Raw genomic sequence first — 17,623 nt, 5'->3', positions numbered from 1 at the left:
ATTCACGCCTCGACGCTATGATGACCGCAATTCGGAAGGGACATCCGAAAATCGGGACAGGGACAAGGTAATGAACTTCCTCGCGCACCTCATCGGCTATGCCGCCGCCATCCGCGAATTCGTCGCGCCGACCTACCGGCCCGAACGCTATTACATGCGCGGCCCCGGCCCGGCCTGCGCCCGTCGCGGCAACTCGCTGGGCGCGCACTGATCATGGCTTTCGAAAATCGCCACAACAGCCGGATCTGCAGGCCGGCCGCCTCTACCCGCGCCACCACCTATCGCGCCGAGCGTCCCGCTCTCGCCGACAGGCGCCGTGCGACATCGCCACGGCTTTGATACCATCGCTGGCCGGCTTAGTGTCATAGGACACGAGCAGCCGAGGCCAGCGTGACGGACCATCCTCAACCAGTTCGACCCCAGTCAACTCGTCCCTTCGAAACAGTTCTCGACTCACGCCATCCATTGACCGTTTTCGATGGCGTCTGCGTGCTCTGCTCCGGTTTCGTGCGCATGGTGGTCAGGCTCGACCGCCAAGGCCGTTTCCGCTTCGCCACCGCGCAGTCGCCCTTCGGTGAAGCGCTGTTCCGGAAGCATGGACTGCGCACCGACTCTTACGAAACCAATCTCGTCCTGATCGACGGCGTCGCCTTCACGCGGCTGGACAGTTTTGTCGCCGTCATGGCGGAACTCGGCTGGCCTTGGCGGGCGGCCAAAGCACTGTTGCTGTTGCCGCGCCCGCTGCGTGGTTGGCTCTATGATCGCATCGCCAGGAACCGCTACGCCCTGTTCGGCAGGAAGGACGCTTGCGACATTCCTTCTCCGGAGCTGCGCGAGCGGTTCCTTGGCTGAGGGTGGCTATGCGCTACCGCGGCTGGCTCGTGCCATCCGGCCGGCACGGCTCGAGCACGATCGGTCCGCCTGCCGTCCTCCCCAATTCCCGGCAGCCCTGAACCGTGCACAGTGTCCAGCCGTCGCTGGTTGCACCTGAAGCGGCGAGCACGACGCGCCGCTGCGGGCCGACATCAGGCGCATAGCTCCACCAACCCTCCTTCAGCACCGCGCCTTCCGGTGGCTCCATGCCGGCGCCCGAGCCCTCGATCCGGGCTTCGACCACCTGCAGGCTGGAGGACGTGACCTTCCAGTCTTCTTGCCAGCGCGTCCGTTCCACCGAATGCGTCCAGGACAGCGTGAAGGCGGCGACGGAGAGCGTTACCGTCTTGCCCGCGGCCAGGATGCACAGGCTCATGTTCTGACTGAAGCCTGCCGCGCGCGAAAACAGTGCCAGCCGATCCAGGCCAGCGCCAGCACCCAGCCGGCCTCGTCGGTGAGCGGCACCGCGGCGACCAGCAGCACGCCGGCCGCGAAGGCGACGAGCCGCTCCCACCACGCCATGCGGGTGACCAGAAAACCGACGGCGGCGGCACCCCACAGCACGATGCCCATGCACGCTTTTGCGACGATGTAGGCGACCTCGACGGGATAGCCGAACTGGGCGGCGATCGGACCTGCGTCCTGCAGCATCAGCGCTGGCGTGTAGACCGCCATGAACGGCACGACGAAGCCGGCAATGGCCAGCTTGGTCGCCTGGATGCCGATTTTCAGGCCGCTTTCCCTGGCCATCGGTGCGGCGGCGAACGCCGCCAGTGCCACCGGGGGCGTCAAATCGGCCATGATGCCGAAATAGAACACGAACATGTGGCTGACCAGCAGCGGCACGCCAAGCTCGAGCAGCGCCGGCCCGGCCAGCGACGAGGTGATGATGTAGTTGGGAATGGTCGGAATGCCCATGCCCAGCACCAGGCAGGTGACCATGGTCAGCACCAGCGACAGGAACAGATTGTCCTCGCCGATCGAGATGATCCAGCCGATGAAGGTCGAAGCGATGCCGGTCAGCGTCAGCGTGCCGATGACGATGCCGACAATGGCGCAGGCAATGCCGACCGGCAGCGCGTTCTTGGCGCCTTCGGCGAGCGAGTCGACACAGATTTGCAACGTCTCGCGGCCGCCCTTGAACGTGAAGCAGGCGACGACCAGTGCGGCGATCACCAGGCCGAGGAGGTTGACGCCGAACTTCATGAACGAAGCGGCGGCAATCCCGAGCGCGATCCAGAAGACGATGCGGAAGGCCAGCGGCCCGATCGCTGCCGCCAACGGCGTGCCGAGGATGAGCACGATGGTCAGCGCCAGGCCCATCGTGCCGGCGAAGATCGGCGTATAGCCGGCAAACAGCAGGTAGATGAGCGCTGCCAGCGGCAGCACCAGCGGCCAGTGTTGCCGCACCGCGTCCCACGGATTGGGCAGCTCGGCCTTGGCCATGCCGTGCAGGCCCGCCTTGCCGGCTTCCAGATGCACCTGCCAGAAGCAGGCGCCGAAATAGAGCAGCGCCGGGATGATCGCCGCCTTGACCACTTCGGCATAAGGCACGTTCAGCGTCTCGGCCATGATGAAGGCGACCGCACCCATTACCGGCGGCATGATCTGGCCGCCCATCGAGGAGGTCGCCTCGACGGCGCCGGCAAAAGCCGAGCGGAAGCCGAAGCGCTTCATCAGCGGGATGGTGAACTGGCCGCTGGCCACCACATTGGCGACGCCCGAGCCGGAAATGGTGCCCATGAGCGCCGAGGACAGCACGCAGACCTGCGCCGGGCCGCCGCGCCACGAGCCGACCAGGCCAAGCGCGAAATCGTTGAACAGCGCGATCATGCCGGCGCGTTCTAGAAAGGCGGCAAAGACGACGAAGATGAAGATGTAGGCGGCCGAGACATAGATCGGCGTGCCGTAGATGCCTTCGGTGCCGTAGGCGAAGGTGTCGACGATCTGGGCGAAATCATAGCCGCGATGGATGAGCGGCGGCGGCAAATGGTTGCCGAAAAAGCAGTAGGCGAGAAAGATGAAAGCGATGACCGCCAGCGGCAGGCCCATCAGCCGCCGCGCTGCCTCGAAGACCAGCACCACCAGCACCGCGCCGACGACGAGGTCCGGCGTGGTCAGGAAGCCGGAGCGGCGGATCAGATCAGTGTAGAACAGCCAATTGTAGAGGCCGGTGCCGAAGCCGAGCGCCCCGAGCGTCCAGAACGCGGCTTTCGCCGGCATGCTCTTGGCGCGCAGATTGGCGATCAAGCCAAAGCCGAGCAGCAGCAGGAAGCCGACATGCATGGCCCTCACCACCTGGCTCGGAATGCTGCCATAGGCGGCGACATAGATCTGGAACACGGAAAAGGCGACGGCGATGAGAAAGGCGGCCTTGCCCGCAAGGCCGTCGCCGAAGCCCGGCGGCAGCCCTTCGACCTGTTCTTCGACGGTAGGCAGATGGAAGGTGGCGGATTTGCCGTCGGTTGACGTTCCAGACGTTGCTTCGGTCATCCGACGGACCCGCCCTACTTCAACAAGCCCTTCTCCTTGTAGTACCGCTCGGCACCGGGGTGCAGCGGCACCGGCATGCCGTCGAGCGCCTTGGCCGGGTCGATCGCCTTGGCGGCGGCATGCGCCGCGGCCAGTTGGTCGAGATGGTCGAACATCAGCTTGGTCATCTGGTAGGCGGTCTCGTCGGAGACATCGGCGCGGGTGATGAGGAAATTGCCGACGGCGGCGGTGGCGACATCCTCGCTCTGGCCTTCATAAGTGCCCTTGGGAATGACCACCGACAGATAGGGCGCGCCGATCTTGGCGACGTCCTCGGCCGGCACCGCCACGACATTGATCGGCACGGAGGTGGCGAGGTCGCGAATCGAGGCGACGCCGAGCCCGGCCGATTGCAGCGTGGCGTCGAGCTGCCGGTTCTTGATCAGCTCGACCGATTCGGCGAAGGGCAGATACTCGACCCGGCCGAGATCCTCATACTTCAACCCGGCGGCGGCGAAGATGGCGCGGGCGTTGAGCTCGGTGCCGGAGGCCGGCGCGCCGACCGACAGGCTTTTGCCCTTGAGGTCGGCCAGCGTCTTGATGCCGGACTCCCGGCTGGCGACGATCTGGATGTAGTTGGGATAGATGGCTGCGATGCCGCGCAACTTATCGAGCTTGCCGGGGAAACCGGCCTCGGCATTGCCTTCGGCGGCCAGCTTGACGGAATCGCCCAGCGCAAACGCGATCTCGCCCTTGCCCTGCTGCAACAGATTGAGGTTTTCGACCGAAGCCTTTGTTGCCTGCACCTGGGTGCGGGCGCCTTCGATGCCCTTGCCGTAGATTTCCGACAGTGCCACGCCGAGCGGATAATAGACGCCAGATGTGCCGCCGGTGAGCACATTGATGAATTCCTGCGCCTTGGCGGAAACAGCGCCTAGGCCAAGCGACAGCGCCACGGCGCCGGCCGCAACAAGTTTCGTCCTGAAATGGAACATCTGATTTCCTCCCTGAAATAGCAGCCGCATCACCTCCCTGACGCGAACAGAAGCGAGTTTAGACAGCGAGATGGAAATGCCAACCCGCAATCCCATGCGTTAGACGAATGGTTGAGTGCGGGATGCACAGATGGCCGCTTGCGTGAAATGTCTTCGGAGCCGAAAGATTTTCCAATGCCTGTCGAAATCGGCCAGGGCCGCGCGACATACGTCCGGCTCGCAAACGAAGCAGCCTTCGAAACAACGGGAGAAGACCATGCGATACATGCTTTTGATCTACGTCAATGAAGCCGCGATGGCGGCCGCGCCGACCGATAAGACCTACGAGATCAGCGCTGCCTATGGCGCGTATACCGATGCGTTGAAGAAATCCGGCGCCTGGCTGGCCGGCGACCGGCTGAAGCCGACCCAGGCCGCCACTTCGGTGCGGATGGTCAATGGCAAGACCAACGTGCTCGATGGCCCCTATGCCGACACCAAGGAGCAGCTTGCGGGCTTCTACATGATCGAGGCCGAGGATGCCGATGCCGCTATCGCCTGGGCGGCGCGCTGCCCCGCGGCCAGCGCCGGCACGGTCGAGCTGCGGCCGATCTGGGAACAGACCATGTGATGGAAAGTGGCCTGGAGATCGCGCGGGCGGCAGCGGAAACCGCCGCCCGGCAAAGCTACGGCAAGCTTGTCGCCTGGCTCGCGGCCCGCACGCGCGACGTGGCCGCAGCCGAGGACGCGCTGGCCGATGCCTTTGCCGCCGCCCTCGAACGCTGGCCAAGAACCGGCGTACCCAAGAAACCGGAAGCCTGGCTGCTGGCGGTGGCAAGGCGGCGCCGCGTCGATGCGGTGCGGCGCCGGCTGACCAGCGAGGCCGGCCGCGAGCATCTCAAGCTGATTGCCGAGGAAGCGGAGGCGCGCATGACCGACGAAGACCTGCCCGACGAGCGGCTGCGGCTGATGTTCGCCTGCGCCCATCCGGCGATCGAATCGAGCGTGCGTTCGCCGCTCATCCTGCAGACGGTGCTGGGGTTCGACGCCGCGACGATCGCTTCCGCCTTCCTGGTCTCGCCGGCAACGATGGGCCAGCGCCTGGTGCGAGCCAAGTCCCGCATCCGTGAAACCGGTATTCCGTTCCGCGTGCCGGAGCAGGCCGAACTCGGCGAACGGCTGGATGCGGTGCTGGAAGCGATCTACGCCGCCTTCGCCGAAGGCTGGTCCGACCCGGCGGGCACCGAGACGCGAGGGCGCAATCTGGCGACCGAAGGCATTTGGCTCGGCCGGCTGGTGGCTTCGCTGTTGCCGGAGGAGCCGGAGGCGCTGGGCCTCCTGTCGCTGATGCTGTTTGCTGAGTCGCGCCGCGCCGCACGGCGCAGCGCCGCCGGCGACTTCGTGCCGCTGGCGGAACAGGATTGCCTTCTATGGGACCGCGCCCTCATCGATGAGGCGGAGGCGCTGCTTTCCCACGCCGCGGCCAAGGGCATCATCGGCCGCTACCAGCTTGAGGCGGCCGTGCAGTCCGCGCATGCGGCACGACGGCTGACCGGCCGCACCGACTGGGCGGCGATCCGCGAGCTCTACGACGCGTTGCTTTCGATCGCAGGATCGCCGGTGGTGGCGATAAACCGCGCGGTGGCGATCGCCGAGGCCGAGGGCGCAGTGGCGGGATTGGCGGCCCTCTACGTGCTGGGCGACGACAAACGGCTTGATGACTATCAGCCCTATTGGGCCGCACGCGCCGGTCTCCTGGCCAGGCTTGGTCAGGTACTGCAAGCCTGCGAAGCCTATGACCGGGCGATCGGCCTCGAGCGCGACCCGGCGGTGCGCCGCTTCCTGCAGGAAAAGCGGGCAGTGCTCAGAAATTGAGCTTCAGCCCGGCCACATCTCGTGCGAGGTGTTGAGCGTCTTCATCAGCGGATGGGCGCGCAGCCGCGCCCACAGGCGTTCAATGTTCGGCCATGCCGTCCGCGCGCTGTCGATGTCGGGATGCCAGGCCACCAGCATGACCAGATAGATGTCGGCCAGCGACATCCGGTCGCCGACCAGCCAGTCACGGCCTTCGAGCGCGGCATCCAGAACGGCAAAGCCACGGTCCATCTCGGCCACGGCTGCCTGCTTGACCGCCTTGGTGCCTTCGGGATCGGCAGTGTAGCGGTATGCGTAGTAGAAACGCAGCACCGCCGGATAGAGCACCGACGACATGAAGGCCATCCAGCGCAGGAAATCGGCGCGGGCAGGCGCGTCTGCTGCCGGCGCCAAATTGGCATCGGGATGACGCTCGGCAAGCAGGATGCAGATCGCCGCCGATTCCGTCATCGAGCTTCCGTCCGGCAAGGTCAGCACCGGCACCTGGTTCAACGGACTGATGTCGAGGAAGGCGGGGTCGGGCCGGTCGGTCTTCGGCACGTCGATCTGCTCGAACTGTGCATTCGCCAACGCCAGCGCTGCCTCGACGACGAAGCCGCCGCTGCCAGGACGGGTATAAAGCTTGTACATGAAATTCTCCCCCGGCCGCGCAAAGCAGGCCGGGGCGATATGAACCGGAAGCGGTGCCGCGCTCAAGCCGCCGATGGCGGCCACGCGCGTTTTTTCAGCGGGCCAGCTTGGACGCGAAGGAGCGTCGGACTACGATCCCAGCCCCTCGAACAGGATTGTCGACAGATAGCGCTCGGCGAAGGACGGGATGACCACCACAAGATTTTTGCCCTTGTTCTCCGGCCGCGAGCCGACGACGATGGCCGCCTGCAGGGCGGCGCCCGAAGAGATGCCGACCGGCACGCCTTCGAGGCGGGCGACGAGGCGGGCATTGGCCACCGAATCCTCGTTCGACACCTTGACGATCTCGTCATAGATCGTCGTGTCGAGGATTTTGGGCGCAAAACCGGCGCCGATGCCCTGGATCTTGTGCGGGCCGGGCTGGCCGCCCGACAGAACCGGCGAGGAGTCGGGCTCGACGGCGACGACATGCACGGAGGGCTTGCGCTTCTTCAGCACCTGGCCGACGCCGGTGATTGTGCCGCCGGTGCCGATGCCGGCGACGAAGATATCGACCTCGCCATGCGTATCGTTCCAGATTTCCTCGGCCGTCGTCGTGCGGTGGATTTCCGGATTGGCCGGGTTCTCGAACTGCTGCGGGATGATCGCATTGGGGATCGTCGCTGCCAGTTCGTCGGCCTTGGCGATGGCGCCCTTCATACCTTTCGGACCCTCGGTCAGCACCAGCTCGGCGCCGAGCAGCGCCAGCATTTTCCGGCGCTCGACCGACATTGTTTCGGGCATCGTCAGGATCAGCTTGTAGCCCTTGGCCGCGGCGGCGAAGGCAAGCGCGATGCCGGTGTTGCCCGACGTCGGTTCGATCAGCGTTGTCTTGCCGGGAGAAATCTTGCCTGATGCCTCAAGCGCCTCGATCATCGCCACGCCAATGCGGTCCTTGACCGAGGCGATCGGATTGAAGAATTCGAGCTTGGCGATGAGATTGGCGACGATGCCCTTTTCCCTGGCGAACTTGTCGAGCCGCACCAGGGGCGTGTCGCCGATCGTATCGGTGATGGAATTGTAGACGCGGCCGCGACCGGGCACACGGGCTGTGACGGGCTTGTTCATTGGTTTCGCTCCCAGAATTTCAGGCGAGTAAGGATTTCAGGCAGTGGAATTGCAGCCGGCAAGATAGGGCCTTCGGTCGCGCAAGATAGACTGTCGGCTGAAAATATCCGAGTGGGACCTGTGTCTAAAACCGTGCCGTCCCGGAAAAGCATTTCTCGCAAAGGCCTGTTTGCGAAATGCTTTGGCCGAAAGCTTTCTATTGCCGAGCGGCAATCGCTGCAGCAGCACCGACCATGAAGCCGGCCGCCGTGCGGTTCAGCGCCTTGAGCGCGCGGGGCGATTTCAGAAACCAGCGCGCCTTGGCCGCCAGCGCCAGATACGGCACCAGCACCACCAACAGCACGACAACGGTCAGCGCGACGAGGATGCCGTAATCCGCCAGCGTGATGGTTTTCAGGTCGACGATGGTCGGCGTGATCGCGAGATAGAAGATCATCGTCTTCGGATTGCCGAGGGTAACGGTCAGGCCGGCGGCAAAGCTCGACAGCAAGCCGCCCTTGCCTTTTCCGGCCTCGACGGTCTCGGGCGTGATGCCGCTGTTCCAGAAGCGCCAGCCGAGAAAGGCGAGATAGGCGACGCCGAGCCATTTGATGGCCAGGAAAACCATGCCGAAGGATTGTGCGACGAAGGCGAGGCCAAGCACCACGGCGGTCAGATAGGTGATGTCGCCAACCATCAGGCCAAACGACATCGCCAGCGACGATCGGAAGCCTGAGCCGAGCGCACGGGCGACCAGCGCGGTGATGCCGGGACCAGGAATCGCGGCGGCGATGCCGAGGGCCGCACTATAGGCGAGGAATCCGGTAAGGGGCATGGCACTGGTCTCGGATCAGAGCGTTTTATTGCATGGGACAGGCCAAGATTGAATTCCCTGGGGCCGGATTCTATTGCACCAGATATCGAGGGCTCGCCTTACGAAGCCCCCTCATCCGGCCGCTTCGCGGCCACCTTCTCCCCGAGGGGAGAAGAGACGGGCGCCAGCGTCTGCTGACTCCTCTCCCCGAGGGGAGAGGTCGGATTGTCCCGAATTGCTCTTCGCAATTCGGTTGGCAATCCGGGTGAGGGGGCCTGCGTTACCTGAGCAGATCAGGATGGACCGTCGCCATGGGTGACACGCCAGATCGTGCCGTTGCCGTCCTCGCTGACGATCAGCGCACCGTCGCTCGCAATCGCCACGCCGACCGGCCGGCCCCAGACCTCACCGTTGGAAACCACGAAGCCGGTGATGAAATCCTCATACGCGCCGGTCGGCTTGCCGTCCTTGAACAGCAACCGCACCACCTTGTAGCCGGTCCTGTTGCCGCGGTTCCATGACCCGTGCAGAGCGACGAACGCATCGCCCTTGTATTCAGCTGGAAAGCTCTTCCCCTCGTAGAAGGCGATGGTGAGCGGCGCCGAATGCGCCTGCATCAGCACATCGGGAACGGTCGTTTTGCCGGCAAGATCGGGGCGCTCACCCTTGTGGCGCGGATCCTCATTGTTGCCGATATAGTACCAGGGCCAGCCATAGAAAGCACCCTCCTTGACCACGGTCGCGTATTCGGGCGGCACATTGTCGCCAAGCGCATCGCGTTCGTTGACGACGCACCACAGCGCGCCGTCGCCGGCTGCACAGTCATACCCGAGCAGTTGCGCAAGCCGGCGGCAAAGATGCGGCCGTTCTTGCCATCGGGATCGAAGGCCAGCACGTCGGCGCGGCCGTCTTCAGAACCCCAGGCTGCACCCAGCGGCTGCGATTTCGCCCAGGCATCGAGTCCGCCTCTCGGCTCCCGGCCCATGTCCTCGGCGACATTCGATCCCGAGCCGACCGAAAGGTAAAGCGTCTTGCCGTCCGGCGAGAAGGCGATATCGCGGGTCCAGTGATGACTGGCGGGGATGTTGCCGACGATGGTTTCCGGGTCGCCGGAGGCCTTCAGGTCGCCATTGCGGTAGGCAAAGCGCACGATGCTGTCGCTGTTGGCGACATAGACCCATTGCGGGTCAGCGCCCGGCGGATAGAAGGCAATGCCATAGGGCCGGTTGAGATTGCCGGCAAAGATGCCGTCCTGCGCCGGCTTCGCACGGCCTTCGGCGAGGCGATAGATGCGGACCTGGTTGGCTTTGCTGTCGGCGACGAACAGGTCGCCATTCGGTGCGACGCGTACGACGCGTGGATTGTCGATGCCCGATGCAACCAGCTCGGCCGAGAAACCCGGCGGCAGTTGCAGCTTCGCGTCTGCCGGCATGTCCGCGATGCCGGCGCTGTTCGAGGTCGACCGGGTGGCATTGGGCTTGGGCAGATCATCCGGTCTGATCAGCCGGCGGGTGCCCGGCTTGTCCGCTCGCCAGTCGCCGAAGGCAGCCGCGCCTTTCAGCACCGGTTCGTCCGCCTGCTGGGCGAATGAAGCGGTCGAGACAAACAGTGCGGCGGAAAGTGCGGGGCCGGCAAAACGCATCATTCGGTCCTCCAATGTTCGGGCGTGAAAACAGGAACGAGCGGTTTCGTCGATCGTTCCACGGCACACGATGAGGTGAAGGAAGCTTGCGGTTTCCCGGTTCAGGTCCCGGCGGCGTAGAAATCGTCGTCGAGGCGTTTTTCCAACTCGACGAGGTCAGCCGGCAGCGGCAAGCCCATGGCGCGCATTTCCCGTAGCTTTTCGCGCAGCTGCTCCTGGATCTCGTGCTGGTCTTCCGGCTGGTTGACCATCTCCTCGAGCAGCAGGCTGATCCGGGCCTTGAATTCTTCGAGCGCCATCGTCGTCTCCTCGGTTGGATCAGCTCAGCGCAGCATGCGTGAAATCAACTGCGCCGTATAGTCGACCATTGGGACGATGCGCGCGTAATTCAGCCGGGTCGGGCCGATGACGCCGAGCGCGCCGACGACGCGGGCATCCTTGTCGCGATAGGGGGCGACGACCAGCGACGAGCCCGACAGCGAAAACAGCTTGTTTTCCGAGCCGATGAAGATGCGCACACCCGAGCCCTGCTCGGCGAGGTCAAGCAGCTGGATAAGCCCGTCCTGCGTCTCCATGTCCTCGAACAGATGGCGCAGCAGCTCGATGTCGGCCTGGGCGGTGACGTTTTCAAGCAGATTGGCACGCCCGCGCACGATGAGCCGTGCCGGCAGGCCGCTGTCGGCACCGGCCCACACCGCCAGCCCCTTCTCCACCAGGTCCTGCGACAGCGTGTCGAGCGCGGCCCTGGTTTCTTCCTTGATGCGAGCGATCTCGATCCGCGCCTCGGCAAGCGTGCGGCCGCGTATATGGGCGTTGAGGAAATTCGAGGCCTCGTGCAGTTGCGAGACGGTGATGCCGGCGGGCAGGTCGACGACGCGGTTCTCGACGTCGCCATTCTGCGACACCAGCACCGCCAGCGCCTTGGTCGGCTCAAGCTGGATGAATTCGATGTGCTTCAGCGCCACCTCGTTCTTGGCGGCCAGCACCAGGCCGGCGCCGCGCGACATGCCCGACAGCATCTGGCTGGCCTCGGTCAGCATGTGCTCCAGCGTCGCACCGGAGCCGGACGCCCGCACCTGTGCCTCGATGGCGCGGCGCTCCTCGTCGGAAAGGTCGCCAAGCTCCATGAAGGCATCGACGAAGAAACGCAGGCCGGCCTGTGTCGGCAGCCGGCCGGCCGAAATGTGCGGCGCGTAGATCAGGCCGAGATGCTCGAGGTCGCTCATCACGTTGCGGATGGTCGCCGGCGACAGCGAGGACGGCAGGATACGCGACAGGCTGCGCGATCCCACCGGTTCACCGTCCCTGAGATAGGAATCGACGATGCGCCGGAAGATGTCGCGGGAACGCATGTCGAGCGCCTGGAATACTGGCGACTGAAGCGCGGGCGACTGCGAACTCGGATCGACTGCCTTGGTCATACGGCCAAAAACCTCCGGCCCAAGGATATAGACTTACACTGCACCCGCGCAACCCGGTGTCTGTGTCCGATCGTCAGGCCATTTTCCTTTGCGCCACGCGTCCCATGCGGTTACAAGCCGGCCAAGATTCCGAAAAATGACAAGAAAGCAGCCCTGAATGCGCCCTTCCAAACGCCAATTCGACGAAATGCGTGCCATCTCCTTCGAGCGTGGCGTCTCCAAGCATGCCGAAGGCTCATGCCTGGTGAAGTTTGGCGACACGCATGTCCTGTGCACGGCCAGCCTCGAGGAAAAAGTGCCGGGTTGGATGCGCAACTCCGGCAAGGGCTGGGTGACGGCGGAATACGGCATGCTGCCGCGCTCGACCGGCGAGCGCATGCGCCGTGAGGCTTCGGCCGGCAAGCAGGGCGGCCGCACGTTGGAAATCCAGCGGCTGATCGGCCGCTCCTTGCGCGCCGTGGTCGATTTGCAGGCGCTGGGCGAACAGCAGATCACCGTCGACTGCGACGTCATCCAGGCCGATGGCGGCACCCGCACCGCATCGATCACCGGCGGCTGGGTGGCGCTGTATGACTGCCTGCGCTGGATGGAAGCGCGCCAGATGGCCAGCGTCGCCAAGGTGCTGAAGGACCATGTCGCGGCGATCTCCTGCGGCATCCATGACGGCCAGCCGGTCATCGACCTCGACTATATCGAGGATTCCGCGGCCGGCACCGACGCCAATTTCGTCATGACAGGCAAGGGTGGCATCGTCGAGATCCAGGGCACCGCCGAGGGCGAGCCTTTCTCCGAGGAGCAGTTCGCGGACCTGATGGGCCTGGCCAAGAAAGGCATCCAGCGGTTGGTGAGTTTGCAGCAGATGGCAGTGGCTTAGTTTTTAGATGTCGAGCCTGAGCGCCCCCCTCTGGCCTGCCGGCCATCTCCCCCTCAAGTGGGGAGATCGGATGTCGTCTAGGGCTTCGCCAATCTCCGGCGTTGTAGGGTGCGCGACAATGCAGAAGCTGCCAATCTCCCCAGCTGAGGGGGAGATGGCCGGCAGGCCAGAGGGGGGCGCCTCGTGACACCCTCCGCCATCCTGGAATCGGCCCTCTACGTCACAGACCTGCCCGCCGCCGAAACCTTCTACACCGACATCCTCGGCCTCAATCTCCTCGGCAAGGTCGACGGCAGGCACCTGTTCTTCCGCTGCGGCCCCGGCGTGCTGCTCGTCTTCAACGCCGAGGCAACCAAAATCCCGCCGGCGCCCGGCGCGAGGCTGCCGGTGCCGCCGCACGGCGCGGTCGGCCAAGGTCATCTCTGCTTTACGGCGACCGCCGATGAAATCGCCGGCTGGAAAGCCCATCTCGAGGCAAAGAAGATCGCCATCGAGAGCGAATTCGAGTGGCCGCAGGGCGGCCGTTCGATCTATATACGCGACCCCTCGGGCAATTCGATCGAATTCGCCGAGCCAAGAATCTGGGGCCTTTGATGCATTCTCTCGATGGCAAGAAGATCGTCGTCGCCAGCCATAATGAGGGCAAGCTGCGCGAATTCGCCGACCTGATGGGACCGTTCGGCTTCGAAGCGAAGTCGGCCAGGGAGTATGGCCTGCCGGAGCCGGACGAGACCGGCACCACCTTCGAGGAGAACGCCTACATCAAGGCGCTCGCCGCCGCCAAGGCGACCGGCTTGCCGGCGTTGTCGGACGATTCCGGCCTGTGCGTCGACGCGCTTGACGGCGCGCCCGGCGTCTACACCGCCAACTGGGCCGAAACCCCGGACGGTTCGCGTGACTTCGGCATGGCCATGCAACGCACCGAAGTGGCGCTGCAGGAGGTCGGCGCCGCCTTGCCGGAGCAGCGCAAGGGACGCTTTGTCGCCGTCATCTGCCTGGCGTTTCCCGACGGCGAGGCGGAATATTATCGCGGCCAGGCCGAGGGCACGCTGGTCTGGCCACCGCGCGGCGAGCTCGGCTTCGGCTACGATCCTGTGTTCCTGCCCGATGGCTTCGAAAAAACCTTCGGCGAAATGAGCGCCGAGGAAAAGCATGGCTGGAAGCCCGGCCAGGCCACGGCGCTGTCGCACCGCGCCCGCGCCTTCCAGAAATTCGCCCAAGCTCGATTGGGCTCGGCATGAGCATGCTGCTCGACCGGACGCCCGGCTTCGGCGTCTATGTCCACTGGCCGTTCTGCGCGGCCAAATGCCCCTATTGCGACTTCAACAGCCATGTTCGCCACCAGCCGGTCGACCAGGAGCGCTTTGCCGCCGCCTTCGAGGCCGAACTGGCGACGATGCGCGAGCGCACCGGGCCGCGCGAGGTGACCAGCGTTTTTCTCGGCGGCGGCACGCCCTCGCTGATGAAGCCGGAAACCGTGGCCAGGGTTCTGGACGCCGTGGCGAAGAACTGGACGGTGCCTGCCGGCATCGAGGTGACGCTGGAGGCCAATCCCTCCTCGGTCGAGGCCGAACGCTTTCGCGGCTACCGGGCAGCCGGCGTCAATCGCGTGTCGCTCGGCGTGCAGGCGCTGAACGACAAGGATTTGCGCTTCCTCGGCCGTTTGCACAATGTCGAACAGGCCCTGCACGCCATCGGCTTCGCGCGGGAAATATTCCCAAGGCTGTCCTTCGACCTGATCTACGCCCGCCCCGGCCAGACGCCGGAGGCTTGGGCATCGGAGCTGGAACAGGCGATCGGCCATGCCGCCGACCATCTGTCGCTCTACCAGCTGACCATCGAGGAAGGCACGCCCTTCCACGCGCTGCATGCGGCAAAGAAATTCGTCATCCCCGACAACGACCATGCCGCCGACCTCTATGCGCTGACGCAGGAGATCACCACGGCGCACGGCCTGCCGGCCTACGAGATTTCCAACCACGCCAGGCCGGGCGCCGAGAGCCGGCACAACCTGACCTATTGGCGCTATGGCGAATATGTCGGCGTCGGGCCGGGCGCGCATGGCCGCTTCGTCGAGAACGGCCGCCGCACGGTGACAATCGCCGAGCGGATGCCGGAAACCTGGGCCAATCTGGTCGAGGCCAAGGGCCATGGCGTCACCGGCGGCGAGATCCTGACGCGCTCGGAAGAGGCCGACGAATTCCTGCTGATGGGCCTGCGGCTGGCCGAAGGCATCGATCTCTCCCGCTACGAGGCGTTCTCCGGGCGCGGCCTGTCGAGCGCGCGGCTGTCGATGCTGCAGGGCGAAGGGCTGGTGGCGCCGATCGGCAATGCGCGCCTGCGCGCCACGGCCGCCGGCATGATCGTGCTCGACGCGGTGGTCGCCGATCTGGCGCGCTAACCCTTGAAGAACGTCCTTTTCGTCTGCAGCCAGAACCGCTTGCGCAGCCCGACCGCCGAACAGGTGTTTTCAACGCGCCGTGATATCGAGGTGGCCTCGGCCGGAACCAACCACGATGCCGACACGCCGCTGACGCATGAGCTGGTGGCTTGGGCCGACATCATCTTCGTCATGGAAAAGGCGCACCGCACCAAGCTGCAGAAGAAATTCAGGGCCAGCCTGAAGAAGGCGCGTGTGATCTGCCTCGACATACCTGACAATTATGAATTCATGGATCTGGAGTTGATTGGCCTTCTGAAGGCACGCGTTTCGCGGTATCTCGGTTAAGACGCCATCCGCGAAGGCCACCCGCATGAACCTGACCGTATCCTCCTGGCAATTCTGGGCACTGCTCTCGGCTGCATTCGCTGCCCTGACGGCGATCTTCGCCAAGGTCGGCATCGAGAACATCAATTCCGATTTCGCCACCTTCATCCGCACGATCATCATCCTGATCGTGCTCGGTGCCATCCTGCTCGCCAGCGGCCAATTCCAGTCGCCGGCTACGATCTCGGGAAAGACCTGGGCTTTCCTCGCCCTGTCCGGTCTGGCGACCGGCGCTTCATGGCTCTGCTATTTTCGCGCCCTGAAGATCGGCAATGCGGCGCAGGTGGCGCCGATCGACAAGCTAAGCGTCGTGCTTGTGGCGGTGTTTGGCGCGGCCTTTCTCGGCGAGCGGTTGTCCGGAGCGAACTGGCTTGGCGTCGCCCTTATCGCGGCGGGTGCTGTGCTGGTCGCCTATCGAGGGTAGTTGCGCGCCATGGCGTGCGTTCTTCGTTTCAAGACGGGTGATGAAGATATCGAAGCGATTGGGCATCGTCCGGTCAGTGCTCCGTCGTGCTGTCGGGTTTGTTGTCGGAAAGGCTGACGTTCGTCGGCAAGGTGCCGGCGACGCGCTCTTCGGTCAGGCTGTGCTCGGTCTTGGCAGACGGGCGCTTGTCCCTGGGGGTGGCAACGCGGTTGCGGCCGGCATAGTAGGGTTCGAAAGCGTCTTGTATCTTGAGGCTGTCCATCCTGTCCTCCTCCGGAATCAGGGGGCTAATCTGCCAACGCCGGTTTGGTTCCCCACTGTGGCAAAGGAAAGGCGAATTCCCTACATCGGCATCAGCTTTTGCAAGCCCGCGTCAGCCGTGCCAAACAGGGCTGAATGGAGAAGTCGTCAGTGACCGCAGAGACGGGCAAGCGCAGCTATGTGGTCGGGCAGACCGAGATCGCGGCCCGGCCGCTGGAGCCGGCGCTCTATCTGGTGGCGACGCCGATCGGCAATCTCGCCGACATCACGCTGCGCGCGCTGGAGACGCTGGCCGCCGCCGACATCGTCGCTTGCGAAGACACACGGGTGTCGCGCGTGCTGCTCGACCGTTATGGCATCCGCCGCCGCACCACAGCCTATCATGAGCATAATGCCGGCGAGGCCGGGCCGAAGCTGATCGCGGCGCTCCAGGCCGGACAGAGCGTGGCGCTGATCTCCGATGCCGGCACGCCGCTGGTGTCCGATCCCGGCTACCGGCTGGTCGGCGAGGCGCTCGACCACGGCATTCGCGTCGTGCCTATCCCCGGCCCATCGGCGCCGCTCGCGGCGTTGACCGCATCCGGCCTGCCCTCCGATGCCTTCATGTTCGCCGGATTTTTGCCGGTCAAATCAGGGCAGCGGCTGACGCGGCTGGAGGCACTCAAAGCCGTGCCGGCGACATTGATTTTCTTCGAATCGCCGCGCCGGCTGGCCGAATCCCTCGGTGCCATGGTCGAAGCGCTGGGCGGCGAGCGAAAAGCCGCGATCGGCCGCGAGTTGACCAAGACCTTCGAGGAGATGCGCACCGGCACGCTTCAGGCGCTGGCCGACCACTATGCTGCGGCCGATACGCCGAAGGGCGAGATCGTCGTCTGCGTCGCTCCGGCCGAGGCCAGGGCGCACGAGCCCGCCGACATCGACCGTCTGCTTCTGTCGCTTGCCGCCGAAATGCCGGCCTCCAAGGCGGCGGCAGAAGCCGCGAAGATGACCGGCGGCCAGAAACAGGCGCTCTATCGGCGATTACTGGAACTCAAGGATGCTTCGGGAGAAAGCGACGGTGGCTGAACGCCCGAGCGCCAGCCGCCAAAAAGCCTATCGGCGCGGCCATCGCGGCGAATGGCTGGCGGCGGCAGCGCTGATGCTGAAGGGCTACCGGATCCTGGCGCGCCGTCACCGCACGCGCTTCGGCGAGATCGACCTGATCGCACGGCGCGGCGATCTGGTGCTGTTCGTCGAGGTCAAGGCGCGCCGGTCGCTGATGGAAGCCATGGAGGCGATCGGCCACGAATCGGAACGTCGCATAGAAGGCGCGGCCGACATCTGGCTCTCGCGCCAAGCGGACTACGGCAGACTGTCGATGCGCTTCGACATGGTCGCGGTGCTGCCCTGGCGCTGGCCGGTGCATGTCGAGAACGCGTTTTATGGGAAGAGTTAGAGGGGGCAGCCCTCCTTCATTCGTCATCCACGGGCGGAGCCCGTGGGACGAAGCGTGAGGGCCGCTACGCGGAAC

At 64.8% G+C, this 17,623-nt stretch carries 21 protein-coding genes and 1 pseudogene; 12 read left to right on the top strand and 10 right to left on the bottom strand.

Annotation, left to right across the window (positions count from 1 at the left end; genetic code table 11):
- Positions 1-70 precede the first annotated feature (70 nt).
- Positions 71-211, top strand: coding sequence for a hypothetical protein (locus M729_RS1000000136970; RefSeq protein WP_013528645.1), 141 nt, complete (start codon positions 71-73; stop codon positions 209-211).
- Between the two features lie 254 nt (positions 212-465).
- Entirely contained in the window at positions 466-852 is a 387-nt protein-coding gene (locus tag M729_RS0107465; RefSeq protein WP_263484546.1) for a DCC1-like thiol-disulfide oxidoreductase family protein, read from the top strand.
- Between the two features lie 13 nt (positions 853-865).
- Here M729_RS0107465 and M729_RS0107460 read toward each other — a convergent pair whose 3' ends face one another.
- Genes M729_RS0107460 through M729_RS0107450 form a run of 3 tightly spaced genes read right to left on the bottom strand, consistent with a single transcriptional unit; the run spans position 866 to position 4,340 of the window.
- Positions 866-1,249 carry a DUF1850 domain-containing protein gene (locus tag M729_RS0107460; protein WP_024502191.1) on the bottom strand — a complete coding sequence of 128 codons (384 nt, stop codon included), beginning with the start codon at positions 1,247-1,249 and terminating at the stop codon, positions 866-868.
- Entirely contained in the window at positions 1,246-3,366 is a 2,121-nt protein-coding gene (locus tag M729_RS0107455) for a TRAP transporter permease (protein ID WP_027161216.1), read from the bottom strand. Before M729_RS0107455 ends, M729_RS0107460 begins: the two co-directional genes overlap by 4 nt.
- A 14-nt stretch (positions 3,367-3,380) precedes the next feature.
- Positions 3,381-4,340 (bottom strand): TAXI family TRAP transporter solute-binding subunit, encoded by a 960-nt coding sequence (locus M729_RS0107450; protein ID WP_024502189.1) that lies wholly within the window; start codon positions 4,338-4,340, stop codon positions 3,381-3,383.
- Positions 4,341-4,596: 256 nt separating this feature from the next.
- Between M729_RS0107450 and M729_RS0107445 the strand changes: the two genes are divergently transcribed.
- Together M729_RS0107445 and M729_RS0107440 are read left to right on the top strand one after the other, a co-directional pair.
- The gene (locus M729_RS0107445) at positions 4,597-4,950 is read left to right on the top strand and encodes a YciI family protein (RefSeq protein ID WP_013528640.1); all 354 of its coding nucleotides are present in this window, start codon (positions 4,597-4,599) and stop codon (positions 4,948-4,950) included.
- On the top strand, positions 4,950-6,194 hold the full coding sequence (locus M729_RS0107440) for an RNA polymerase sigma factor (RefSeq protein WP_027161215.1): 1,245 nt from the start codon (positions 4,950-4,952) through the stop codon (positions 6,192-6,194). The genes M729_RS0107445 and M729_RS0107440 overlap by 1 nt, the downstream gene beginning before the upstream one ends.
- Before the next feature lie 3 nt (positions 6,195-6,197).
- Here the strand turns inward: M729_RS0107440 and M729_RS0107435 are convergent, their stop codons facing one another.
- The 6 genes and pseudogenes from M729_RS0107435 to hrcA form a co-directional block, all read right to left on the bottom strand.
- The gene (locus M729_RS0107435; RefSeq protein ID WP_027161214.1) at positions 6,198-6,824 is read right to left on the bottom strand and encodes a glutathione S-transferase family protein; all 627 of its coding nucleotides are present in this window, start codon (positions 6,822-6,824) and stop codon (positions 6,198-6,200) included.
- 129 nt (positions 6,825-6,953) lie between these two features.
- The gene (gene cysK / locus M729_RS0107430; protein WP_027161213.1) at positions 6,954-7,931 is read right to left on the bottom strand and encodes a cysteine synthase A; all 978 of its coding nucleotides are present in this window, start codon (positions 7,929-7,931) and stop codon (positions 6,954-6,956) included.
- A 196-nt stretch (positions 7,932-8,127) separates the two neighbouring features.
- Positions 8,128-8,745, bottom strand: coding sequence for a LysE family translocator (locus tag M729_RS0107425; RefSeq protein WP_027161212.1), 618 nt, complete (start codon positions 8,743-8,745; stop codon positions 8,128-8,130).
- A gap of 272 nt (positions 8,746-9,017) precedes the next feature.
- Positions 9,018-10,369: pseudogene (locus tag M729_RS01000000134750) on the bottom strand (sorbosone dehydrogenase family protein).
- A 98-nt stretch (positions 10,370-10,467) separates the two neighbouring features.
- On the bottom strand, positions 10,468-10,665 hold the full coding sequence (locus tag M729_RS0107415) for a hypothetical protein (protein WP_013528634.1): 198 nt from the start codon (positions 10,663-10,665) through the stop codon (positions 10,468-10,470).
- 24 nt (positions 10,666-10,689) lie between these two features.
- Positions 10,690-11,787, bottom strand: a complete 1,098-nt coding sequence (gene hrcA / locus M729_RS0107410) for a heat-inducible transcriptional repressor HrcA (protein ID WP_027161211.1) — start codon at positions 11,785-11,787, stop codon at positions 10,690-10,692.
- Between the two features lie 157 nt (positions 11,788-11,944).
- Between hrcA and rph the strand changes: the two genes are divergently transcribed.
- The 6 genes from rph (at position 11,945) to M729_RS0107380 (ending at position 15,852) form a co-directional block, all read left to right on the top strand.
- Positions 11,945-12,661, top strand: coding sequence for a ribonuclease PH (gene rph / locus M729_RS0107405; protein ID WP_013528632.1), 717 nt, complete (start codon positions 11,945-11,947; stop codon positions 12,659-12,661).
- 183 nt (positions 12,662-12,844) lie between these two features.
- On the top strand, positions 12,845-13,255 hold the full coding sequence (locus M729_RS0107400; RefSeq protein WP_027161210.1) for a VOC family protein: 411 nt from the start codon (positions 12,845-12,847) through the stop codon (positions 13,253-13,255).
- Entirely contained in the window at positions 13,255-13,902 is a 648-nt protein-coding gene (gene rdgB / locus M729_RS0107395) for an RdgB/HAM1 family non-canonical purine NTP pyrophosphatase (protein WP_027161209.1), read from the top strand. Before M729_RS0107400 ends, rdgB begins: the two co-directional genes overlap by 1 nt.
- Complete coding sequence (gene hemW / locus M729_RS0107390; RefSeq protein WP_027161208.1) at positions 13,899-15,062, top strand: radical SAM family heme chaperone HemW; 1,164 nt, start codon at positions 13,899-13,901, stop codon at positions 15,060-15,062. Before rdgB ends, hemW begins: the two co-directional genes overlap by 4 nt.
- A gap of 3 nt (positions 15,063-15,065) precedes the next feature.
- Positions 15,066-15,389, top strand: coding sequence for a low molecular weight protein tyrosine phosphatase family protein (locus tag M729_RS0107385; protein WP_027161207.1), 324 nt, complete (start codon positions 15,066-15,068; stop codon positions 15,387-15,389).
- A 25-nt stretch (positions 15,390-15,414) separates the two neighbouring features.
- On the top strand, positions 15,415-15,852 hold the full coding sequence (locus M729_RS0107380) for an EamA family transporter (protein ID WP_013528627.1): 438 nt from the start codon (positions 15,415-15,417) through the stop codon (positions 15,850-15,852).
- Positions 15,853-15,925: 73 nt separating this feature from the next.
- Here the strand turns inward: M729_RS0107380 and M729_RS0107375 are convergent, their stop codons facing one another.
- Positions 15,926-16,114, bottom strand: a complete 189-nt coding sequence (locus tag M729_RS0107375) for a hypothetical protein (protein ID WP_027161206.1) — start codon at positions 16,112-16,114, stop codon at positions 15,926-15,928.
- Positions 16,115-16,248: 134 nt separating this feature from the next.
- On the opposite strand from M729_RS0107375, the gene rsmI reads away from it, so the two are divergent.
- Both rsmI and M729_RS0107365 read left to right on the top strand, forming a co-directional pair.
- Entirely contained in the window at positions 16,249-17,178 is a 930-nt protein-coding gene (rsmI, locus tag M729_RS0107370) for a 16S rRNA (cytidine(1402)-2'-O)-methyltransferase (protein WP_050596200.1), read from the top strand.
- Complete coding sequence (locus tag M729_RS0107365; protein WP_027161204.1) at positions 17,171-17,548, top strand: YraN family protein; 378 nt, start codon at positions 17,171-17,173, stop codon at positions 17,546-17,548. The genes rsmI and M729_RS0107365 overlap by 8 nt, the downstream gene beginning before the upstream one ends.
- Positions 17,549-17,623: the final 75 nt, after the last annotated feature.

Source organism: Mesorhizobium sp. WSM1293 (assembly GCF_000513875.1).
Lineage (GTDB): Bacteria > Pseudomonadota > Alphaproteobacteria > Rhizobiales > Rhizobiaceae > Mesorhizobium > Mesorhizobium ciceri.
This window is presented reverse-complemented; position numbering and strand designations above follow the sequence as displayed.

Coding starts and splice junctions, on each gene's coding strand:
- M729_RS1000000136970 (WP_013528645.1), top strand. CDS start 71: ATGAACTTCCTCGCGCACCTCATCGGCTATGCCGCCGCCATCCGCGAA.
- M729_RS0107460 (WP_024502191.1), bottom strand. CDS start 1,249: ATGAGCCTGTGCATCCTGGCCGCGGGCAAGACGGTAACGCTCTCCGTC.
- M729_RS0107455 (WP_027161216.1), bottom strand. CDS start 3,366: ATGACCGAAGCAACGTCTGGAACGTCAACCGACGGCAAATCCGCCACC.
- M729_RS0107450 (WP_024502189.1), bottom strand. CDS start 4,340: ATGTTCCATTTCAGGACGAAACTTGTTGCGGCCGGCGCCGTGGCGCTG.
- M729_RS0107445 (WP_013528640.1), top strand. CDS start 4,597: ATGCGATACATGCTTTTGATCTACGTCAATGAAGCCGCGATGGCGGCC.
- M729_RS0107440 (WP_027161215.1), top strand. CDS start 4,950: ATGGAAAGTGGCCTGGAGATCGCGCGGGCGGCAGCGGAAACCGCCGCC.
- M729_RS0107435 (WP_027161214.1), bottom strand. CDS start 6,824: ATGTACAAGCTTTATACCCGTCCTGGCAGCGGCGGCTTCGTCGTCGAG.
- cysK (WP_027161213.1), bottom strand. CDS start 7,931: ATGAACAAGCCCGTCACAGCCCGTGTGCCCGGTCGCGGCCGCGTCTAC.
- M729_RS0107425 (WP_027161212.1), bottom strand. CDS start 8,745: ATGCCCCTTACCGGATTCCTCGCCTATAGTGCGGCCCTCGGCATCGCC.
- M729_RS0107415 (WP_013528634.1), bottom strand. CDS start 10,665: ATGGCGCTCGAAGAATTCAAGGCCCGGATCAGCCTGCTGCTCGAGGAG.
- hrcA (WP_027161211.1), bottom strand. CDS start 11,787: ATGACCAAGGCAGTCGATCCGAGTTCGCAGTCGCCCGCGCTTCAGTCG.
- rph (WP_013528632.1), top strand. CDS start 11,945: ATGCGCCCTTCCAAACGCCAATTCGACGAAATGCGTGCCATCTCCTTC.
- rdgB (WP_027161209.1), top strand. CDS start 13,255: ATGCATTCTCTCGATGGCAAGAAGATCGTCGTCGCCAGCCATAATGAG.
- hemW (WP_027161208.1), top strand. CDS start 13,899: ATGAGCATGCTGCTCGACCGGACGCCCGGCTTCGGCGTCTATGTCCAC.
- M729_RS0107380 (WP_013528627.1), top strand. CDS start 15,415: ATGAACCTGACCGTATCCTCCTGGCAATTCTGGGCACTGCTCTCGGCT.
- M729_RS0107375 (WP_027161206.1), bottom strand. CDS start 16,114: ATGGACAGCCTCAAGATACAAGACGCTTTCGAACCCTACTATGCCGGC.
- rsmI (WP_050596200.1), top strand. CDS start 16,249: ATGGAGAAGTCGTCAGTGACCGCAGAGACGGGCAAGCGCAGCTATGTG.